The sequence below is a fragment of the Reichenbachiella carrageenanivorans genome, from assembly GCF_025639805.1.
GTDB classification, from domain to species: domain Bacteria; phylum Bacteroidota; class Bacteroidia; order Cytophagales; family Cyclobacteriaceae; genus Reichenbachiella; species Reichenbachiella carrageenanivorans.
Genome location: NZ_CP106735.1, coordinates 3,963,978 through 3,982,293, shown reverse-complemented (window position 1 = coordinate 3,982,293; position 18,316 = coordinate 3,963,978). Strand labels below are relative to the sequence as shown.

Here is an 18,316-nt window from a genome sequence, read left to right as displayed (position 1 = left end):
GACTATGTACACAGCTTCATTGAGCGAAATCAAAAAGGAACTCAAGTATTTGCCTGAAGAGAAACTGTTAGAAATTTGCTTAAGGCTGGCCAAGTATAAAAAAGACAATAAGGAATTGTTGCATTATATGCTATTGGAGGCAGGGAATGAATCTTTCTATATTGAACAAGTAAAAAGTGATATCACCGAAGCTTTTGAAACGGTCAACGCATCGAGTATGTATCTAGCTAAAAAAACCATTCGCAAGGTGTTGAGGTTGGCTACTAAGCAAATTAGATTTTCTGGGATTAAACAGACCGAAGTGGAGGTTCTGATATTTTTCTGCCAGTCTTTGATCGATCTTGATCTTAACCTTAGTGATAGCAAAGTCATGATGAACCTATTGGATAATCAAGTCAGGAAGATCGAAAAAGCGCTATCCACCATGCACGAAGACTTGCAGTATGACTATCAGGAGAGTTTGGATAAAATAAGAAACGCTTATAAATGAAAGAGACAGCCTTAAGTTGGCTGTCTCTTCATACTTAACAAAACAATAATGATATTTTAGTTGGCGGTATAGGCTTCAGTGTTGGTGCTGAGGTTTAGCATGACACCTTTGCTCGCTCTTAGTGATTTACCTTTTAGGATAATGGCTTTGTTGAATGGCTCTACATTATCTGCTACAGATATCACCATTATACGATTGATCATAGAGTCTGCACCATTCTCGAATGCTACGGTCACACCATCAGGCAGGGTAGAATCAATCACAAGATCAATAGTCGTTTTTTTGTAAGACTTTGATCTGTTTAAAGTCACTTCGTATTTTTTGGTTTCACCTGGCTTTACCGCTAGGTCGTTGTCGGACACCGAAATGGTAAATTCCTTCTTAGGAATTTCTTGTGCAATTGTCACGATAGAAGACCATGCCACTATAGTGAGAAGAAGTAGTATTTTTTTCATGATTTAGATGTTTAGAACAAATGGGTTAAACGTTCGAATTTCAATCAAAATAAAATCCCAGAAAGGGATAATTACAAATCTAAACGATGATTCGAACAAAATGTTGTTTTGTTCGAAAAAGATTAACCGCTACCGTCGGATACCGTCTAAGACTAGGCTGATGGCAAAAAGAATTTGCTCTCGAATATGCGTCCAATCGGCTTCTGTAGGGTAGGTATGTATAAACATGCTGAGTTGGTCGTACTGAATGGAAAATTTTATCAAGAATAGGGATTCGGCTACTTTGTTTACTTCGCATGCTTTGAAGTCACCGTTTTCTATGCCTTCGTTGATGGCTTCAATATAAAATTCAATCCCTCCTCTATTTATTTTATTGATGAATGATCGGTACAGATTTCTGGTTTCTATTAGGGATTTGACAGGGATTTTGTGGTGAATGACCACCTTTTCGTAGTAGTTGAGCGACTGGGTAATGTAGGTCAGTATTTTACGAGTGGGGGTGTTTTCCTTGTTGGCTTCGGCTTCGAAGATTTTGAACTTTTCATGCCAGTCATTTCGAAATGAGCACATGAAAAGGTCTTCTTTGTTTTTAAAATAATAGTAGAGAGAAGACTTGCGCATGCCCACGGCCTGAGAGATGTCATCTACACTTGTTTTGGCATAGCCTTGTCTATCAAAAAGTTGTTTGGCTGCGTCTAGTATTTGCTCTTTCTTATCTGCCATTTGGCTATTCTATATTATTTAAATAAATGTAGACCCCCTGAAATAGATCCTATTTAGGGGGGCTACATTGGTATTTTATTTCGTCAGGAACGCATATTTTTCACTATAACCTAGCATCTGCTTGGCAAAATCATCAGGGTAGGTCACAGTAATGTCTGTGATGTTGCCAGATTCATCCATTATTGGCACGAGCTCGGGATTGATAAACCCTCCATATGGAGCCCCTTTGAGTTTGGCTGTTCTGTTTAGTACTTCCTGATGCAACTCAGGGTCTACTTTTACTCCGTAGCCTTCTACGAGTGCTTTAGCGGCCTCATAGTCGCCTTCAGATTTCATGCGCTGTGTTTCGCGCAACAATCTACCAAAGATTTCTCTTAGTTTTTGATAGTCGTTGATCACAAAATAGGTATTGCCCTCTTTTTGTTTTCTTTCGATTACGTTGTCTGCCTGACCTTGCTCATACGCCCAGGCAGATACCCATGCTCGATTTCTCATGTGGGCTTCTTCGATGTCTTCTCCTAGTTTCAATCTTCTAAGTTGCGACATCATACCGTTTCTGATATAACCATCGTATTCTTCCTTGCCTACTTCTAGGCTTTCGATCAGACCTAGTTCTACTAGTTTGTTGTCCATCAAAAAATACAAGCCTACCAAATCTGCTCTGCCTTCTTCTATCGTAGAAGCGTAGTTTTTCAAGGTTTCTTTTGGAGTGCCTACACCTGGGTTGATTCTTCCAGAAGCATGACCGATCACTTCGTGCAAAGCAGTGTGCATTTTGTCACCTATTTCACCGTGTTTTTTTGCCCTTTCTAGTTCAGCTTCGTTATATGAAAATTCGGCTGTGAGGCCAGAAGAACCTCCTTTGTCATATGCATCTATGATATTACCTAAGCTTACCGACTTAGAGCCATGCTTGGCTCTGATCCAGTTGGCGTTAGGTAGGTTTACCCCAATCGGAGTAGATGGGGAGGCATCGCCTGCTTCGCCCGCTACGTTTACTACTTTGTAGCTTACACCTACTACATTTTCTTTTTTGTGCTCATCCATGATAGGAGAGTTATCTTCAAACCATTGGGCATTTTCAGACAATACTTTCATGCGTGCTGAGGCATCAAAATCATTGATTTGAATGATGGATTCGTAAGACCCTCTATAGCCCTTGGGGTCGTTGTAAACCTCCACAAAACCATTAATATAATCGATGTCGCCAGCTGTTGCTGCTGCCCAGACTACATTGTAATCGTCCCATGTTTTGAGGGAACCTGTTTTGTAATACTCGATCAATAGCTCAAAGCCTTTTTTCTGTGCGTCGTTTTCGGCTACAGTTGTGGCTTTTTCTAACCAACTGATGATTTGATCAATCGCAGATCCATACATGCCGCCAGATTTCCATATTTCTTCTCGCAATTGCCCATTTTCATCACGGATCAGTTTCGAGTTTAACCCATAAGAGATGGGCTCTTCTGCATTTTTGTCTGTAATCTGTGCATAGAAAGCATCCACTTCTTCGGCAGTTATATCAGCATCATAAAAGTTGGTAGCCGACCCAGTCAAAAGCCCTTTTTCTGGGTTGAGGTTCACTTTTTTGTTGTCGATCACTGGATCAAAAATAACCTGAATAATCTCTTCGTCTAAAGTCGTGTTTGTGGCCGATAATAGACTTTGGAAATATTCCTGTCCAAATTCTGGTTCTATTTTGGCCATTGAATAATGGTGGTGAATACCATTAGAAAACCAAACTCTTTTGGTATAGACCAAAAAATGCTTCCATTCATCGCTGTTTTTATCTCCTGTGTAATTACGAACGATATTTTCCAGTGCCGTACGAATAGTCAAGTTATGACGGTAATTTTGATCCCAGATAATATCTCGACCTGACAGGCCAGCTTGTGTGAGGTAATAAACTAGTTTTTTTTGATCTAAACTGAGTTTGTCGAAACCGGGTACTTGGTAGCGAATCATTTTGAGATCTGCAAACTGTTCGGTTTGCCATACAAAGTTGTCTGTTTCTTCTGTAGTTTGTTCTTCTTTGGCGGAAGGGGTACATGCCCACGCCAACGGGATTAATAATAAATAAGCTAACTTTTTTCTCATGTCTATAATGGGTCTGTTTTTATTGTTATTGATTTTCGCAATATACGATTCGCAACGGAATTCATACCATCAAATTTTGAGGAGTGGGGCTATGGGTTGATGATTAGCTGAATAGTCCATGCAACTCTACATCGATTTTTGATACAATGGATGCAAAGTCATCAGGGTTGTTTACAAAATCGAGAGGGTTTACATCTATCACGAGCAGTCGACCTTCTTTATAGGATGAGATCCAATCATTGTAATGGGTATTTAGTCCTTGTAGGTAGTCTATCCTAATGGCACTTTCATATGTTCGGCCACGCTTTTCTATATTCCTGACCAGTTTATCAATGTCGGATTTGAGATAGATGAGTAGGTCAGGTGCCTTTACAAATTGAATCATAGATTCAAAAAGGGAGAGATAGTTATTGTAATCGCGGTCGTTGAAATAGCCCTGATGATGTAAGCTCTTGGCGAAAATATAAGCATCTTCATAAATGGTTCGGTCTTGAATCACCGTATGCTCACCCGCTCTTACTTTATTTACCTGCTCAAAACGACTATTTAGAAAATAGACTTGTAAGTGAAAAGCCCACTGGCTCATGTCGCTGTAGAAGTCAGACAGGTAGGGATTGTCATCTACGTCTTCGAATTCGGCTTGCCAACCATAATGTTTAGCAAGCATCTCGGTGAGCGTGGTTTTTCCAGCTCCTATGTTGCCAGATACAGCAATGTGTTTGGGATGAATAGCCATGTGAGCAAAGGTAATGGGTGGGTGGAGAAATCTAAGGATCAAAATTGGAAAGTGGATAAATTCTTTCAGCCCTTTAGATCTACCAATTTGTATATATTTTTGAATCAAAATTGAACCTCAGATCAGCGAAGTAGATTGGATTTTATACAAAAAGACATTCAGGACTATTCGGCAAGGCACACCGCTGCAGCCAATGACCTGTTGGAAAAAATAGATAGAGAAACTCATGTGAATGTACTTAGGCCTCGGATGCTATCGGGTCATGTACAAGGGCGAATTTTGTCTATGCTTTCACATATGATCAGGCCTCATCGCATTCTTGAGATAGGCACTTATACAGGGTATTCGGCGTTGTGCATGGCGGAAGGGTTACAGGGTGATGGGGAGCTTATTACAATAGATGTTAATGAGGAATTGGAGCCTATTGTTGAGGGGTATTTTCAGGTCTCGCCGTATGCGGACCAATTGAAATACCTGATAGGCAATGCCATGGATTTGATACCTACGATAGAGAAAGGGTTTGACCTGGTATTTATCGATGCGGATAAAGTTAATTACCTCAACTACTATGAATTGATACTTCCTAAAATGAATGCAGGAGGTTTTATCATTGCGGACAATATTTTGTGGAGTGGAAAAGTTACTACCACACCTAAGTCTAACGACAAAGACACTTTAGCTTTGATAGAGTTTAACAAGAAAGTTCATGAAGATACGCGTGTAGAAAATGTATTGCTGGCAGTCAGAGATGGGTTGATGATTTTACGTGTATTATGAAAAACTATTTGTTTTTATTTGTTTGCCTCTTTTCAACGGCGATCTATGCAGACGATGATGTGAGGCGAGTACGAGTACCGTCCGAGATCACACTCGGAGACATGAAACTCAAAATATCTGAAGGTGCCCGAAGAAACATTCAAAAAGATGTAGATGCTCTCACAAAGAGTCCCAGGTTTATGGAGATTAAGGCGGATCGGGCTCGTATCTATTTTCCTATCATAGAGCAGGTTTTTAAAGAAGAGGGTATTCCTTCTGATTTCAAATTTTTGGCTCTCCAAGAGAGTGCTTTGATTTCAGATGCGGTCTCGTCGTCTAATGCTGTGGGATTTTGGCAGTTCAAGGATTTTACTGGGAGGGAAGTAGGTCTCAGGATCGATCGTAGTGTAGACGAACGTCTCAATATTGTGGCTTCCACACACGGTGCTGCCAAATATTTCAAAAGACATAACTTCTATTTCGACAATTGGGTATATACCATTTTGGCGCACATGACGGGTCGAGGTGGAGCAGGCAAGTATGTAGATAAAGGCAATTTTGGAAAGAAGCACATGACGCTGGATGGTAAGACGCATTGGTATGTGATTCGGTTTTTGGCACACAAAATAGCCTATGAAGGTATTACTGGAGGGCCTAGTACGGAAGGGCTGAGCTTGGTAGAATATAGAAATGGGAAAGGGAAAACGCTTTCGTCTATAGCCAAAGAAACCAAAGTAGATCAAGAAGAGCTAGTTAAATACAATAAATGGCTAAAGGCCAATAAAGTACCAGACGAAAAGCCCTATTCAGTGATGCTGCCAGTGAGGGGCAAAGCACCGAAAATAAGGACAGATCGGACAGTGCCTCAGCAAAAGGGTGAAGAAGGTGGTAATGATGGGTTGATCGCTGTGAAGATATACCCTACTATAGATAAGGATCTGAATATCTCAGGAACGATCTATATTAAAATCAATGGTTTGCCATCTATTTTGGCTAAAAGAGGAGATGGTATCAATGCCTTGGCTAAAAAAGCCAATCTCACACCGGAGCGGTTTGCCAAATACAATGACCTCAATATGAATTCAATCATCAAAGAGGGAGAAATTTATTATACTCGATCGAAAAGAAATAGGGCTAAGATCTATTTTTATACCGTACAGCCTAAGGAAACCCTGTGGGATGTCTCTCAGAAGTTTGGGATCAAATTAGTGAAATTGGCTAAACTCAATCGCATGGCTACCATCGATGAGATTAAGCCTGGGCGAGTGCTGTGGCTGCACAAAAAGCGCCCTGCAAATATGCCAATAGAATATAGGGAATTGCCAAAAATGCAAGTGGATGAAGCCGTTCCTGTGAAAAAAACAGCTCCTGTAGCAGTCGTCCCAATACCACCGATAAAGGAAGCACAAAAGGAAGCACAAAAGGAAGTGAAAGAGGCTAGTGATGAAATAGCAGAAACAGTAACTGAACAAATAGATGAAGTGATAGAGACCGTGTCTGAATTGGATGAACCTATGGAAATTACCAGTCATGTAGTGGCAAAAGGGGAAACACTGTACGGTATTGCCAAAAGCATGGGCGTGTCGGTAGAAGACCTAGTAGAATGGAATAATCTGTATGATACCTCTCTTAAATTAGGACAAAAGTTAATCGTACATGGTACAGTAAAAGAAAATACCCAAAAACCAGACAAATCAGAAGTCAATTTCCATATAGTGGAGCCTGGAGAAACGTTGTATGGAATTTCTAAAAAATATGGTGTTTCAATTCAGCAGATTTTGGATATGAATCAAAAAGATAATCTCAATCTGGATATAGGAGAGCGGTTGAGGGTGAGATAGTGAATGGGGTTTGGACGTTATTTCTAATCTTTGCAGGGACTACTGATTTCTGCATGATGAATGAAATCCATAGCCGTTGGCTTGTTCGTATATTTAGTTATATTTAGCTAAGCGGAAAGAAGAATGGGCTTCTGGTCGCTAAAACCGATAACAACCAGCGAATGATCGAACCCGAACTACCCAGTAATGAAAAATTTAGGCAAAAGGCCGTAGAAAAATACCAACTCTTAGATACTATCCCTGAAGAAAGCTATGACAATATCACCTCGTTGATGGCTTATATCTGTCAGACACCTATTTCTTTAATTACTTTGCTCGACCATGACAGAAACTTTCTTAAGTCGCATCATGGTGTAGACGTTAGCGAGTCTCCTCGCTCTATTTCTTTTTGTGGGCATGCCATCAATGCCGTTGAAGACATCACCATTATAGAAGATGCTCGACAGGATAAACGATTTGTAGATAATCCGCTAGTAACGGAGATGCAGGCTGTTTTTTATGCGGGGGTGCCTTTAGTAGACCCTTCTGGGTTCAAGCTGGGGACGCTTTGTGTCTACGATCATAAGCCTAGAAAACTCAATGCTGATCAGCTCAAAGCCATGAAAGCCATGTCGAAGCAGGTGATCAATTTGTTTGATCAGCGATACAAAAATCTCCAACTGATGCGACTACAGGAGCAGTTGATTGGTAGGAATATGGAGTTGAAAAAGTTTGCAGCTACAGTCTCTCACGACCTTAAGTCTCCTTTAGCTAATATTAGCTCACTAACGGATTTGCTGGAAGGAGAGAGCAAAGGTAAGCTGACGGAAGACGCCCAAAGCTATTTGGTGCATTTGCGTTCGTCTTCCAATCAGCTACGTCGGTATGTTGATGGTATTTTGGAATTTTACCATAGCGAAGAATTACTTCATCACAAAAGTGAAAAAGTAAGTGTAGCAGACCTGATGACTGATTTGAAAGAGATCACCATCACTAAATCCGCTTCTAACTTAACCTACGAAAGTAATGTGGATACCATTGCTGTTAACCGAGCTGCTATTATGCAAATAATGCTGAATCTAATTGTGAATGGGTTGAAGTACAATACTAAAGCTGAACGTAAAGTACATATCTCCATTGTGGGAAAAGAAGAGCTTAATACTTTTATTGTGTCTGATAATGGTGACGGCATGCCTGAAAAATTTATTGCTCGTGCCTTTGATCTGTTTGCTGTATCAGGAATGAAAGATCGAAGAGGAGAACTGGGTACAGGTATCGGACTGGCTACAGTTAAAAAACTAGTAGAAAGTTTAGGAGGATCAATTAAAGTGACCTCTAAAGAGAAAGAAGGCACCACTTTTACTTTTTATACTACAAACCAGTTCTAGAGGTTTGCTTTGAGGCTTCATGAGCCTTAGATGAGATATACGAGTATTTTCACGGCTTTAATCGCAGGGCGATAGCCCATTGGGTTTAATTTCCCAACCTTCGGGTCGAAGTAATTAACCGATTAGAAAGTTAATGCGTCGTGGGCTTGCCTGAGGATCATTTGTTTTTTACTTGAGAAGGGGTGACGTAAAAATGTGGAGACAAAAAAATCCCGCTGTAGGCGGGACTTCTAATATTTTAAACTTAGCAATAGCTAATTAGCTAGCGCAGAACTCTTTCAATCGCTGATTTTTAGATGGCTCTCTTAATTTTTGTAGTGCCTTTTCTCTGATTTGTCTTACACGTTCTCTTGTTAAGCCCATAATGTCGCCAATCTCCTCTAGGGTGAAGGGGTTGTCAGATCCAATGCCAAAGCTCATTCTTACGACTTCTCTTTCTCTAGCTGTCAAAGTAGACAAAGCTCTGATGGTTTCTACTTTCAACGAATCGTTGAATACCATCTGTCCATCTGTAGGTACAGTCGTTTTGTTTTCTAATACATCAAGCAACGAACCAGACTCGTCTTCACCGAAAGGAGCGTCCATAGACATTTGCTTCACTTCCGCACCGAGTGTGTTTCTTACTTCACTAGGCTTCATATCCAAAATTTCAGCCAATTCTTCTTCAGTAGGCTCTCTTTCGAATTTTTGTTCTAGTTCAGCATAAGCTCTTCTGATTTGATTGATTGCACCAGACTTGTTCATTGGCAATCTTACAATTCTGGATTGCTCAGCTAGTGCTTGCATGATTGATTGACGAATCCACCATACGGCGTATGAAATAAACTTAAATCCTTTCGTTTCGTCAAATTTCTTAGCTGCTTTGATCAGACCTAAGTTTCCTTCGTTGATCAGGTCATTCAAAGGTAAGCTTCTGTTTTGATATTGCTTAGCTACTGACACTACGAACCTCAAGTTTGCTTTTACTAATTTTTCAAGAGCAAGATCATCTCCTTGTTTAATTCTTTGTGCTAACTCTACCTCCTCATCAGGAGTAATCATTGGCACACTACTAACTTCAGTAAAATACTTCTCAAGCGTATGACTTTCACGTCTGTTAGTAATCGATTGTGTGATCTTAAGCTGTCTCATATGATTTTTTTTCCTTTAATTAGGGCAATACCCGCTAATAACGAGCGCGCAAATTTAATATTTTATACGGTTTATTTCTAATAAGAGATTAACTATTCTGATATAATTAATGCATCTCTTTAAGATAAAGTTCCCATTGCAATCTGAGTGCCAGACTCATGACCTTGTGTCAAACTACAAAAGTTAATGCAATAATCCTATCGGAATTGTATTTTATAAGGAATTTACTTGCGAATTGATGGAATTTATGGTAATATAAGAGTTCGTCTAATATTCAACCTTAAACTAAATCAACCATGGTAATGAATTTTAAAGGTGCACGTGTAGCTTCAGATCAAGCAATTAAGTATGAAACTATTGCTGACTATATGGCTACAGATTTGATCACTTTCACTCCAGATCAGGAGATTGCTCAGGCTATAGATATTATGCTGACTAAGCGAATCTCTGGTGGGCCAGTGCTCAATGAAAAACGTGAGTTAGTAGGTATGCTGTCTGAAAAGGATTGTTTGAAAGTACTCGTGCAGTCTTCATATCATAATATGCCAAGTGGAAAAGGGCTGGTCAAGGATTATATGTCTGAGAATGTAAAAACATTAGAAATGGATACTGATGTGGTGGCTTGCGCTAATGAGTTTTTGAATACTTATTTTAGGAGATTTCCAGTCACTCAAAATGGAATTCTCAAAGGTCAGATTAGTAGAAGAGACATTATGCGAGCTGCTCAGAAAATCAAAGCGACTACTTGGTAGTCACTTTACCCTGCCAGGGTTGTCGGACAAGAAGGCTTTCCAGCTTTTAGCAGAGGTCTGAGGTTTACCTCCTTGGTAATGATGGCACAGCGCAACGGCCAGGGCGTCTGTGGCATCTAATAATTTTGGAATTTCTTTAAATTTCAATATTGATTGCAGCATTGCAGCTACCTGCTCCTTGGAGGCATTTCCATTGCCTGTTACAGATTGCTTTACTTTCTTTGGTGCATATTCAGTGATAGGAATGTCACGAATTAGTGCGGCTGCCATAGCTACTCCTTGCGCTCTACCCAATTTGAGCATGGATTGAACATTTTTCCCAAAGAATGGAGCTTCTAGTGCTACTTCATCTGGGCCAAATTCCTCTATGACATGGGTCACCCTTTCGAATATCTTCTTTAGTTTCAACTCATGAGAGTTATATTTGCTTAGGTGAATAACGCCTAGTTGCAAAGTGGTGAGTTTACTGCCTTCTGCTAGGATCACACCATAACCCATCACGTTGGTGCCAGGGTCTATTCCTAATATTATTTTTTCTTTTGGTTTCTTCATGGGGTTGAATAGCATTGCAAGATAGAAATATTACCTTTCAAGCTGTGTGAGATTGATGAAATAACTACGAAGAACCTCTTACGAAAGGGAATTAAACAAAAGGCATTGTATTCATTTCTTTAAATGATTAGAGTTTTAGCTAAAAGTAGGAATACTGGATGGGGAAGAGCCTTGAACTGGGCTTGGGTTTGGCTATTGCCAGCTTTTATTTTAGGGGTTGTTGCTTTGAAGTTGATCAATGACCCTGATAAGCTGAATCAGTTGCTACAAGTTCGATTTTCTAACTGGGCAGGATTGGCGTTTTGTCTGTTTTTGCTTCCGTTCAATGTAGTTTTGGAGGCATGGAAGTGGCAGTCGATTCTTAAACCAATTGAATATAAACCTCTCCAAGATTGCGTGAAGGTGATTTTGAGTGGAAAAAGTCTGAATGTGATTAGTCCTTTGGGGATAGGAGATGCTTTTGCCCGGTACTTTGGTATTGCCACGGCACGTCGAAATCAAATATATGCAGCGCTTTTGATGGATCGTTTCTCACAGCTATTGCCAACGCTGGTTTTTGGAGCAGGATCTGTTTTTTATTTATTGGCTCATGGATTTGTTGTTCCTGTCAATTCAATTCTGTTGACCGTATCTGTAGCAGGTGTTTTGTTTTCATGCTTAGGGCTTTGGGGTTGGTGGTATAGGGCTGACTTGCGAGAATATGCTCAGTTGATAATGCGACTAGATACACGACAAATTCTTAAGATTATGACGCTTGCTGTGGCACGATATGCGGTGTTTTCTATACAATTTCTGCTCATCTTTTGGAGTTTGGGTGCAGATCTGTCATTTACAGTGTTGTGTTTAGGAGTGGCGTGGATATTCTTGATTAAAACACTAGTTCCGAATATCTCCGTGCTGGGCGATTTGGTCAAGCGACAGTTGTCGGCTGTATTATTCTTTAGTTTTTTCACACTAGATGTAGGACTGGTCATTGTAGCTAGTTTTTTGGTTTGGTTGGTCAATATTGTTTTGCCAGCTTTAGTGGGTATTCCTTTTGTTTCACAACTCAAACGCTCGTTTTGATATATTTATTGGCCATTGTTGTTACGGTAGTTTATGGTGTGCTTGTACTGCTTATGCTTTGGAAATGGGTCAAAATTCCGCAGAGCCAAGCCAATGTAGTAGATGATTTTTTCACAACGGTGCTCATTCCCGTAAGGAATGAATCTATAAACCTAGATCGATTGATTCGTTCGATTCAAGAAGGTACCACTCGTTCAGCTCTTTATGAAATTATCGTAATAGACGATCATTCTACGGATAATACGGTAGAGGTAGTGAAATCCTTGAAAAACAAATATCCTAATGTGCAACTGGCACAACTGCCTACAGGCAGTGAAGGTAAAAAAGCAGGAATAGCCTATGGAGTAGACCTAGCAATGGGGGAGTGGATCGTATGTACCGATGGCGATAGCGAAGTGGCGGAGGGGTGGCTTGTAGAATATCGCCAGATGTATCAATCAGGTGCTCAATTGGCTTTCGGTCCTGTAGTCTTATTTAATGATTCTCGAAAAGTGGGTATTGAAATACTCAATCAAGAGCTGGCGGCATTAGTGGCCATGGGGGGCGCTACCTTGCAGATGGGTAAGCCTACCATGATCAATGGGTGCAACTATGCTTTCGCAAAAGGAGTGTTTGGTGAAGTGGGGGGCTTTGATGGGAATCAAAAAATAGCGACAGGAGATGATGAGTTTTTGCTTCGGAAAATCTTCAAAGCCTACCCAGATCGAATTCGCTTTATCAAGAGTAGACAAGCATTGGTGGTAAGTGAACCCCCTGCTAGCCTATCTGCATTCTATCACCAACGTAGGCGATGGGCTTCCAAATGGAAATTTCATCAAGACTGGTCTTCTTGGGTGGCACCTGTTTTTATGTTTTTTGCATATGCAGTCTGGTGTGGTTTTATTGCGACCTCCATGTATGAACGAAATTGGAGTTTTATAGGGATTTTATTCGTGAAAGCCGGAATAGATTATGCTTATATATCGACAGCAAGTCGGATTCAAAACAGAACCATATCCATATTCAATTTTGTAATACTTCAAATTATTTATCCTATTTACGTGGTATTCTTTGGGGTAGCGTCTAATTTTGGGAGCTATCGTTGGAGAGAAAGAAGCCATAAAATCTAGCACCAATCTAAAACAAACCTTCTGCCATGAGTGACCTCGAATTTGATATACTAGACGAGTTGTATTTTTTGATTCATTACAATGAGTTGAAAAGTGCTTTAGGACTATCTGATGAGGACTTGAAGCCTATCTTGGCAAAAATGCTGAGGAAAAATTGGCTGCGCTGCTACGAAGAACCAGACGTCGAACTCGACCCAGCTAGCATTGACATAGAAATTAAATTTAGAAATTATTATTACCTCGCTTCCAAAGAGGGACTCAAGGCTCACACAAGCTAAATGCTACAAACCAAAATCATAGAATCGAATCTTAAAGAATTGGAATTGAACGCACTGTTGGAAGTAACAGAAGCAATCAATAACAACTTGCCAGAAGAGTCTTTATATAAGATTTATCATTTCACATTATTGGCTAATCTCAAAGTGAAAAAACTGGCCTTGTTTGTAGAATCCGATGATAGATGGAGTTGCAAGGTTTTTTTTGGGGTGGATGCTAAAGTCGTAGGTTCGATTCCTGTAGACCGATTTGAAGAGGAGATGAAAGTCAAATCGTTGCGCCAAGCAGAGTGTGCGGATTTCGATCATATCATACCTGTGAGGCACAAAAACAAATTGCTAGCTTTGGTGTTTGTGGGAGATGTTGCTGAGATGGAAGTAGGCATTAAAGGTAGTTCGGCTACCACGTTTTTGGAGGCACTGACTAATATCATATTAGTAGCGATTGAAAATAAAAAGTTGGCGCGCCAACAGTTGGAACAAGAAGCTTTTAGAAAGGAATTAGAAATTGCGAAACAGGTACAGAACTACTTGTTTCCTAAGGACTTACCAAGTTTGGAAGCCTTCGAGGTAGCAGCTTATTATCAGCCTCATCATAATGTAGGGGGCGATTATTATGATTATATTCAGATCGATGAAGGTAAGTTCTTGCTTTGTATCGCTGATGTATCGGGAAAGGGTGTGCCAGCTGCGTTAATGATGTCCAATTTTCAAGCCTCGCTGCATACCCTTGTTAGGCAAACCAATGACCTGACAACAATTGTGTCTGAACTTAATCATCAGATCAAAATTAGTGGAAATGGTGAAATATTTATCACGTTTTTCGCAGCGATTTTTTGTCGAGCAGAAAACACCATGCAATATGTGAATTGCGGACACAATCCGCCTTGGATAGAAGCCAATGGTAAGGATCTGTTTGAGTTGACTAAGGGCACTACCGTACTGGGTATGTTTGATCCATTGCCTTTTGTGGAAATAGGAAAAATAGAGCAATTGGACTCGTTCTACTTGTTTTGCTACACAGATGGGCTGAATGAAGCTATTAACCCTAGTGAAGAGGAGTTTGGTGAAGGAAAAATACTAGAAGTGATCGAAGCTGGTCGAGATACAAAACCGAATCAACTCAATCAGGCCATGATGGATGCTGTAAATAGTTTCCGACAAGGACAGGAATATCGTGACGATGTGACCATTCTCTCTGCAAAATTTAAATCGTAGTCCTTGACTTTCTATTTTCATAGAATACCGTCTCTATTTCAAAAACTTTTGCCCAACCATTTGTGGCGTGTTCCCAGTAAGAAAAAACAAGTTTTTCTTACTTTCGACGATGGGCCAGTTGGGATAGCTACAGATTTTGTGCTCCAAACGCTGAAGGAATTTAAGGTGCCGGCTACCTTTTTTTGCCTGGGCCAACAGGTGGAAGCATATCCGTCATTGACCCAAAGAATAATAGCAGAAGGACACCTTTTAGGTAATCATGGCTATCATCATCTCGATGGGTGGAAAATTTCAAAGCAAGTTTATCAAGATAATTTGACCAAAGGAAATCATGCTATTCGATCCGTAAGCGGACAGGATAGTTTGCGGTTTCGTGCGCCCTATGGCCATTTTAGAGGCCGAACGTCAAGTGTGATGTGGTCGCTGATGAGTGGTGACTTTGATTTGCAATTGACCAAAGAAAAATGTTTGAATCGTTTGATTTCCCTTACGAGGTCTGGGGATATTATTGTTTTTCATGATCATGAAAAATCTCATGAGAAGTTGAAATGGGTGTTGCCTAAGTATCTGAAATATTGTATTGATCAAGGATTTCAATTTGAACTTTTACCTCAAGAGAAATGATGAGCACTGTGGCCGTTATTGTTGTATTGATTGGGCTGTTTTTTTGGCTTATGCTGAGTGTATATCCAATTCGATCAAAGGAATATATGGCAACTCAATCACCTTTTGTTTCCATATTGATCGCTTTGCGCAATGAACAGAATAACGTGCCAGCACTTTGCCAGAGTTTGAAGTCATTGACCTACCCAGTCGGTCAGTTTGAGATCCTTTTTGGGAATGATGATTCGGAGGACGATACGCTAGAAGAATTGAAAAAGCATAAGCCTGATCAGGCAAAAATATTTTCCTATAGTAATGATGATACTGGTGCTTACGGGAAGCAAAGGGTCTTGTCTGCTTTGGCGACTCAAGCCAAAGGCACTTATGTTTTGTTTACCGATGCAGACATGATTTTTGATCCAGAGTGGGTTCAAGCAATGTTGATTCGTGCGGACTCGAAGCAGGCATTGACCGTAGGGTTAACAAAGGTCGATGGTGAGGGTTGGTTTGCTCAGATGCAAAACATGGATTGGCTTATTAATGAATGTGTGTTGGTGTTTTTCTCCAAATTAGGTGTAGGGCTGACTGCATGGGGAAATAATATGCTTATAGCCAAATCAACCTATGAAAGTATAGGGGGACATAGTCAGCTCGATCCTACTATTGTGGAAGATGTTGCGCTGCTTCAGCGGCTGAAAGCTAATGGTGGACAATTGGTCATTAATACATGTCCGAAGGCAGTCGCATCCACTAAGCCAGAGCTTACATGGGTGGCGTTGTTTCATCAGCGTAAGCGGTGGATGCAAGGGTTGTCTCATGCCAGTATATGGATTTGGCTTGCGGGATTTGTCAAACTTTTGATTTGGCCTTCTTTGCTATTCTTACTGCTTCAGTCACAAGTAGCGTGGGGTTTGGTAGCTCTACTTTTAGGATCCAAGTATTTGGTGTTTAATAGAATAACTCAATTAACCAAGTGTCATTTTTCTATTACACACCTTCTGATCTTCGAAATTTATGAATTGGTTTTTTATTTCCTCACATTTGCGTTCTACCTGTTTCCAACCCAAATCGTTTGGAAGGGGAGAAAATATCAGTAGCTTTTTGATCGTCAATTTGGAATGCAGTTAGTAGAGACCCACGCACACATTTATTCAGATAAATTTAAGGATGATATCGTTGAAGTGATCGAAAGATCGCGAGAACAAGGAGTGGAGAAAATCTACATGCCCAATATAGATAGTGAGTCTATTGATGCTATGTTGGAGCTCGAACACCGTTATCCGGGATATTGTGTGCCGATGATGGGCTTGCATCCATGTTCAGTAGATCAAAATTTTGAAAAAGAGCTGTATGTTGTAGAAGATTGGCTTAATAAGAGGGATTTTGTGGCTATAGGAGAAATGGGCACTGATTTGTATTGGGACAAGACTTATTTCGCACAGCAAAAAGAAGCTTTTAATATCCAATCCAAATGGGCAATTGAAAAAGATAGACCTATTGTAATTCATTGCCGTGAATCTATCGACGAGACGATTGCGTTGGTGTCTGATTTGAAAACCGAAAAATTCAGAGGTATTTTCCATTGCTTCTCAGGCTCTGTAGATCAGGCCAATCAAATAATAGAGCTAGGCTTTCTTCTGGGAATAGGAGGGGTGTCTACCTTCAAAAACGGTGGGCTAGAGCCTGTGCTAGAAGCGATCGCCTTAGATCATTTGGTATTGGAGACAGATAGTCCGTATCTTGCGCCCGTTCCGCACAGAGGCAAACGAAACGAACCTGCTTTTCTTGAATTAGTGGCTGATAAGATAGCTGCGGTGAAAAATATTACCAAAGATGAAGTAGCGAAAGCTACCACTGAAAATGCGTATCGTATTTTCAATTAAACAACAATAATGGCCCAAACCAGTAAATTTAAAGTAGTCAACATTGCGACCAGTTCGGAAGATCCCAAATCTTCTATCCTTTTGATATATACAGGGGGAACGTTTGGTATGGTGTACGATGAAGAAGGGGCACTAGCTCCTTTCAACTTTAGCCTTGTACTTGAGAAAATTCCAGAACTGCATAAGTTGGACTTGAGGCTTACGGTTATTTCGTTTCCAGAGCCTGTAGATTCTTCTAATATCAATGTGGAGCAATGGAAAGATATGGCTTCTATCCTCAAGGATAATTATCATCAGTATGATGGATTTGTAATTCTCCATGGGACTGATACCATGGCTTATTCTGCATCTGCGATTAGTTTTATGCTCAAAGGAGTAAACAAGCCTATCATTTTTACTGGTGCACAGATCCCGATAGGTGCTACCCGGTCGGATGCAAGAGAAAATCTGATTACCGCCCTTGAAATTGCTTCTGAGCGCAATGGTGATCATGCGATGATCAATGAAGTTTGTTTGTACTTTAATTATTATTTACTAAAAGGCAACAGGGCACAAAAAATAAGAAGTAGCAACTTTGCTGCTTTCGAATCAGAAAACTACCCCTATCTCGCAGAGTCTGGTGTAGAAATCGTGTATAATGAATCCTTTTTGAAGAAATTCAAAGATGAAGAATTGACCTACAGTCCAGATTTAGATTCAAATGTGGCAATATTGAAAATATTCCCGAACATTTCCCCTGCAGTAGTAAAAGGAATGCTAAGTATTCCAGGACTCAGAGGGGTGATTTTAGAATCTTATGGGTCAGGCAATACGATGAACTACGATTGGTTTAATGATTTGCTTGAAGACGCCATCAATCGAGGGATTGTGATACTTAATGTATCGCAATGTATCGGAGGCAGTGTGATACAGGGAAGGTACGAAACCAGTAAGAAATTGACAGAAATAGGAGTAATTAGTGGACTGGATATTACCACAGAAGCAGCTGTTGCGAAAATGATGCATTTGTTAGGTGCGGAAAAGTCTCTAGATCAAGTAAAAAAGAAACTTAGCATTCCCATACGGGGCGAAATGACCATTTAATTGGCGATATCTAAAATAATATGGTACAATTTGCAAATAGTGTATTTTTATAATTTATTTGTCGCTTGGAGAAAACTAAAAAGTTCCAGAGAGGTGGCCGAGTGGCTTAAGGTGCTCGCTTGGAAAGCGAGTGTGCCCCACAAGGGCACCGGGGGTTCGAATCCCTTCCTCTCTGCACTGAAT

19 protein-coding genes and 1 tRNA gene are annotated in these 18,316 nt (G+C 40.3%); 14 read left to right on the top strand and 6 right to left on the bottom strand.

Features of this window, described 5'->3' with window-relative positions:
- Positions 1 to 4: 4 nt before the first annotated feature.
- A complete protein-coding gene (locus N7E81_RS16245) occupies positions 5 to 490 on the top strand; it encodes a hypothetical protein (RefSeq protein ID WP_263050651.1) in 486 nt (161 codons plus the stop codon).
- 56 nt (positions 491 to 546) lie between these two features.
- On the opposite strand, the gene N7E81_RS16240 is transcribed toward N7E81_RS16245, so the two are convergent.
- The 4 genes from N7E81_RS16240 to N7E81_RS16225 all read right to left on the bottom strand — a co-directional run bounded on the left by N7E81_RS16240 (position 547) and on the right by N7E81_RS16225 (position 4,498).
- Complete coding sequence (locus tag N7E81_RS16240; RefSeq protein WP_263050650.1) at positions 547 to 945, bottom strand: hypothetical protein; 399 nt, start codon at positions 943 to 945, stop codon at positions 547 to 549.
- A 129-nt stretch (positions 946 to 1,074) separates the two neighbouring features.
- Complete coding sequence (locus tag N7E81_RS16235) at positions 1,075 to 1,668, bottom strand: TetR/AcrR family transcriptional regulator (protein ID WP_263050649.1); 594 nt, start codon at positions 1,666 to 1,668, stop codon at positions 1,075 to 1,077.
- 75 nt (positions 1,669 to 1,743) lie between these two features.
- Positions 1,744 to 3,762, bottom strand: coding sequence for a dipeptidyl peptidase 3 (locus N7E81_RS16230; protein ID WP_263050648.1), 2,019 nt, complete (start codon positions 3,760 to 3,762; stop codon positions 1,744 to 1,746).
- Between the two features lie 103 nt (positions 3,763 to 3,865).
- The gene (locus N7E81_RS16225; protein ID WP_263050647.1) at positions 3,866 to 4,498 is read right to left on the bottom strand and encodes a deoxynucleoside kinase; all 633 of its coding nucleotides are present in this window, start codon (positions 4,496 to 4,498) and stop codon (positions 3,866 to 3,868) included.
- Positions 4,499 to 4,633: 135 nt separating this feature from the next.
- Here N7E81_RS16225 and N7E81_RS16220 point away from each other — a divergent pair, with 135 nt between their 5' ends.
- The 3 genes from N7E81_RS16220 (at position 4,634) to N7E81_RS16210 (ending at position 8,462) form a co-directional block, all read left to right on the top strand.
- Positions 4,634 to 5,275 carry an O-methyltransferase gene (locus tag N7E81_RS16220; RefSeq protein WP_263050646.1) on the top strand — a complete coding sequence of 214 codons (642 nt, stop codon included), beginning with the start codon at positions 4,634 to 4,636 and terminating at the stop codon, positions 5,273 to 5,275.
- Positions 5,272 to 7,095: a LysM peptidoglycan-binding domain-containing protein gene (locus tag N7E81_RS16215; protein WP_263050645.1), complete on the top strand. Its 1,824-nt coding sequence runs from the start codon at positions 5,272 to 5,274 to the stop codon at positions 7,093 to 7,095. The genes N7E81_RS16220 and N7E81_RS16215 overlap by 4 nt, the downstream gene beginning before the upstream one ends.
- Positions 7,096 to 7,256: 161 nt before the next feature.
- Positions 7,257 to 8,462 carry a sensor histidine kinase gene (locus N7E81_RS16210; protein ID WP_263050644.1) on the top strand — a complete coding sequence of 402 codons (1,206 nt, stop codon included), beginning with the start codon at positions 7,257 to 7,259 and terminating at the stop codon, positions 8,460 to 8,462.
- A 258-nt stretch (positions 8,463 to 8,720) separates the two neighbouring features.
- On the opposite strand, the gene N7E81_RS16205 is transcribed toward N7E81_RS16210, so the two are convergent.
- Positions 8,721 to 9,593: a sigma-70 family RNA polymerase sigma factor gene (locus N7E81_RS16205; protein ID WP_263050643.1), complete on the bottom strand. Its 873-nt coding sequence runs from the start codon at positions 9,591 to 9,593 to the stop codon at positions 8,721 to 8,723.
- Between the two features lie 302 nt (positions 9,594 to 9,895).
- Here N7E81_RS16205 and N7E81_RS16200 point away from each other — a divergent pair, with 302 nt between their 5' ends.
- Positions 9,896 to 10,345 carry a CBS domain-containing protein gene (locus N7E81_RS16200; protein WP_263050642.1) on the top strand — a complete coding sequence of 150 codons (450 nt, stop codon included), beginning with the start codon at positions 9,896 to 9,898 and terminating at the stop codon, positions 10,343 to 10,345.
- Here the strand turns inward: N7E81_RS16200 and ruvC are convergent, their stop codons facing one another.
- Positions 10,346 to 10,897 carry a crossover junction endodeoxyribonuclease RuvC gene (ruvC, locus tag N7E81_RS16195; RefSeq protein WP_263050641.1) on the bottom strand — a complete coding sequence of 184 codons (552 nt, stop codon included), beginning with the start codon at positions 10,895 to 10,897 and terminating at the stop codon, positions 10,346 to 10,348. It abuts the gene before it with no gap.
- Between the two features lie 123 nt (positions 10,898 to 11,020).
- Between ruvC and N7E81_RS16190 the strand changes: the two genes are divergently transcribed.
- From N7E81_RS16190 to N7E81_RS16150, 9 genes are all read left to right on the top strand, one after another.
- Positions 11,021 to 11,962, top strand: coding sequence for a lysylphosphatidylglycerol synthase domain-containing protein (locus N7E81_RS16190; protein WP_263050640.1), 942 nt, complete (start codon positions 11,021 to 11,023; stop codon positions 11,960 to 11,962).
- Entirely contained in the window at positions 11,959 to 13,071 is a 1,113-nt protein-coding gene (locus tag N7E81_RS16185) for a glycosyltransferase (RefSeq protein WP_263050639.1), read from the top strand. Before N7E81_RS16190 ends, N7E81_RS16185 begins: the two co-directional genes overlap by 4 nt.
- Before the next feature lie 26 nt (positions 13,072 to 13,097).
- Positions 13,098 to 13,349: a hypothetical protein gene (locus N7E81_RS16180; RefSeq protein ID WP_263050638.1), complete on the top strand. Its 252-nt coding sequence runs from the start codon at positions 13,098 to 13,100 to the stop codon at positions 13,347 to 13,349.
- Positions 13,350 to 14,564 carry a PP2C family protein-serine/threonine phosphatase gene (locus N7E81_RS16175; RefSeq protein ID WP_263050637.1) on the top strand — a complete coding sequence of 405 codons (1,215 nt, stop codon included), beginning with the start codon at positions 13,350 to 13,352 and terminating at the stop codon, positions 14,562 to 14,564. It abuts the gene before it with no gap.
- Between the two features lie 60 nt (positions 14,565 to 14,624).
- The gene (locus N7E81_RS16170; RefSeq protein ID WP_263050636.1) at positions 14,625 to 15,188 is read left to right on the top strand and encodes a polysaccharide deacetylase family protein; all 564 of its coding nucleotides are present in this window, start codon (positions 14,625 to 14,627) and stop codon (positions 15,186 to 15,188) included.
- 86 nt (positions 15,189 to 15,274) lie between these two features.
- Positions 15,275 to 16,264 carry a glycosyltransferase gene (locus N7E81_RS16165; RefSeq protein WP_263050635.1) on the top strand — a complete coding sequence of 330 codons (990 nt, stop codon included), beginning with the start codon at positions 15,275 to 15,277 and terminating at the stop codon, positions 16,262 to 16,264.
- Between the two features lie 21 nt (positions 16,265 to 16,285).
- Positions 16,286 to 17,050, top strand: a complete 765-nt coding sequence (locus tag N7E81_RS16160; protein ID WP_263050634.1) for a TatD family hydrolase — start codon at positions 16,286 to 16,288, stop codon at positions 17,048 to 17,050.
- 9 nt (positions 17,051 to 17,059) lie between these two features.
- Complete coding sequence (locus N7E81_RS16155) at positions 17,060 to 18,133, top strand: asparaginase (protein ID WP_263050633.1); 1,074 nt, start codon at positions 17,060 to 17,062, stop codon at positions 18,131 to 18,133.
- 87 nt (positions 18,134 to 18,220) lie between these two features.
- Positions 18,221 to 18,308 (top strand) — tRNA-Ser (locus N7E81_RS16150).
- Positions 18,309 to 18,316 lie beyond the last annotated feature (8 nt).

Excerpts from the sequence above, each read along its gene's own strand:
- N7E81_RS16245 (WP_263050651.1), top strand. The coding sequence starts at position 5 with ATGTACACAGCTTCATTGAGCGAAATCAAAAAGGAACTCAAGTATTTG.
- N7E81_RS16240 (WP_263050650.1), bottom strand. The coding sequence starts at position 945 with ATGAAAAAAATACTACTTCTTCTCACTATAGTGGCATGGTCTTCTATC.
- N7E81_RS16235 (WP_263050649.1), bottom strand. The coding sequence starts at position 1,668 with ATGGCAGATAAGAAAGAGCAAATACTAGACGCAGCCAAACAACTTTTT.
- N7E81_RS16230 (WP_263050648.1), bottom strand. The coding sequence starts at position 3,762 with ATGAGAAAAAAGTTAGCTTATTTATTATTAATCCCGTTGGCGTGGGCA.
- N7E81_RS16225 (WP_263050647.1), bottom strand. The coding sequence starts at position 4,498 with ATGGCTATTCATCCCAAACACATTGCTGTATCTGGCAACATAGGAGCT.
- N7E81_RS16215 (WP_263050645.1), top strand. The coding sequence starts at position 5,272 with ATGAAAAACTATTTGTTTTTATTTGTTTGCCTCTTTTCAACGGCGATC.
- N7E81_RS16210 (WP_263050644.1), top strand. The coding sequence starts at position 7,257 with ATGATCGAACCCGAACTACCCAGTAATGAAAAATTTAGGCAAAAGGCC.
- N7E81_RS16205 (WP_263050643.1), bottom strand. The coding sequence starts at position 9,593 with ATGAGACAGCTTAAGATCACACAATCGATTACTAACAGACGTGAAAGT.
- N7E81_RS16200 (WP_263050642.1), top strand. The coding sequence starts at position 9,896 with ATGAATTTTAAAGGTGCACGTGTAGCTTCAGATCAAGCAATTAAGTAT.
- ruvC (WP_263050641.1), bottom strand. The coding sequence starts at position 10,897 with ATGAAGAAACCAAAAGAAAAAATAATATTAGGAATAGACCCTGGCACC.
- N7E81_RS16190 (WP_263050640.1), top strand. The coding sequence starts at position 11,021 with ATGATTAGAGTTTTAGCTAAAAGTAGGAATACTGGATGGGGAAGAGCC.
- N7E81_RS16180 (WP_263050638.1), top strand. The coding sequence starts at position 13,098 with ATGAGTGACCTCGAATTTGATATACTAGACGAGTTGTATTTTTTGATT.
- N7E81_RS16175 (WP_263050637.1), top strand. The coding sequence starts at position 13,350 with ATGCTACAAACCAAAATCATAGAATCGAATCTTAAAGAATTGGAATTG.
- N7E81_RS16165 (WP_263050635.1), top strand. The coding sequence starts at position 15,275 with ATGGCAACTCAATCACCTTTTGTTTCCATATTGATCGCTTTGCGCAAT.
- N7E81_RS16160 (WP_263050634.1), top strand. The coding sequence starts at position 16,286 with ATGCAGTTAGTAGAGACCCACGCACACATTTATTCAGATAAATTTAAG.
- N7E81_RS16155 (WP_263050633.1), top strand. The coding sequence starts at position 17,060 with ATGGCCCAAACCAGTAAATTTAAAGTAGTCAACATTGCGACCAGTTCG.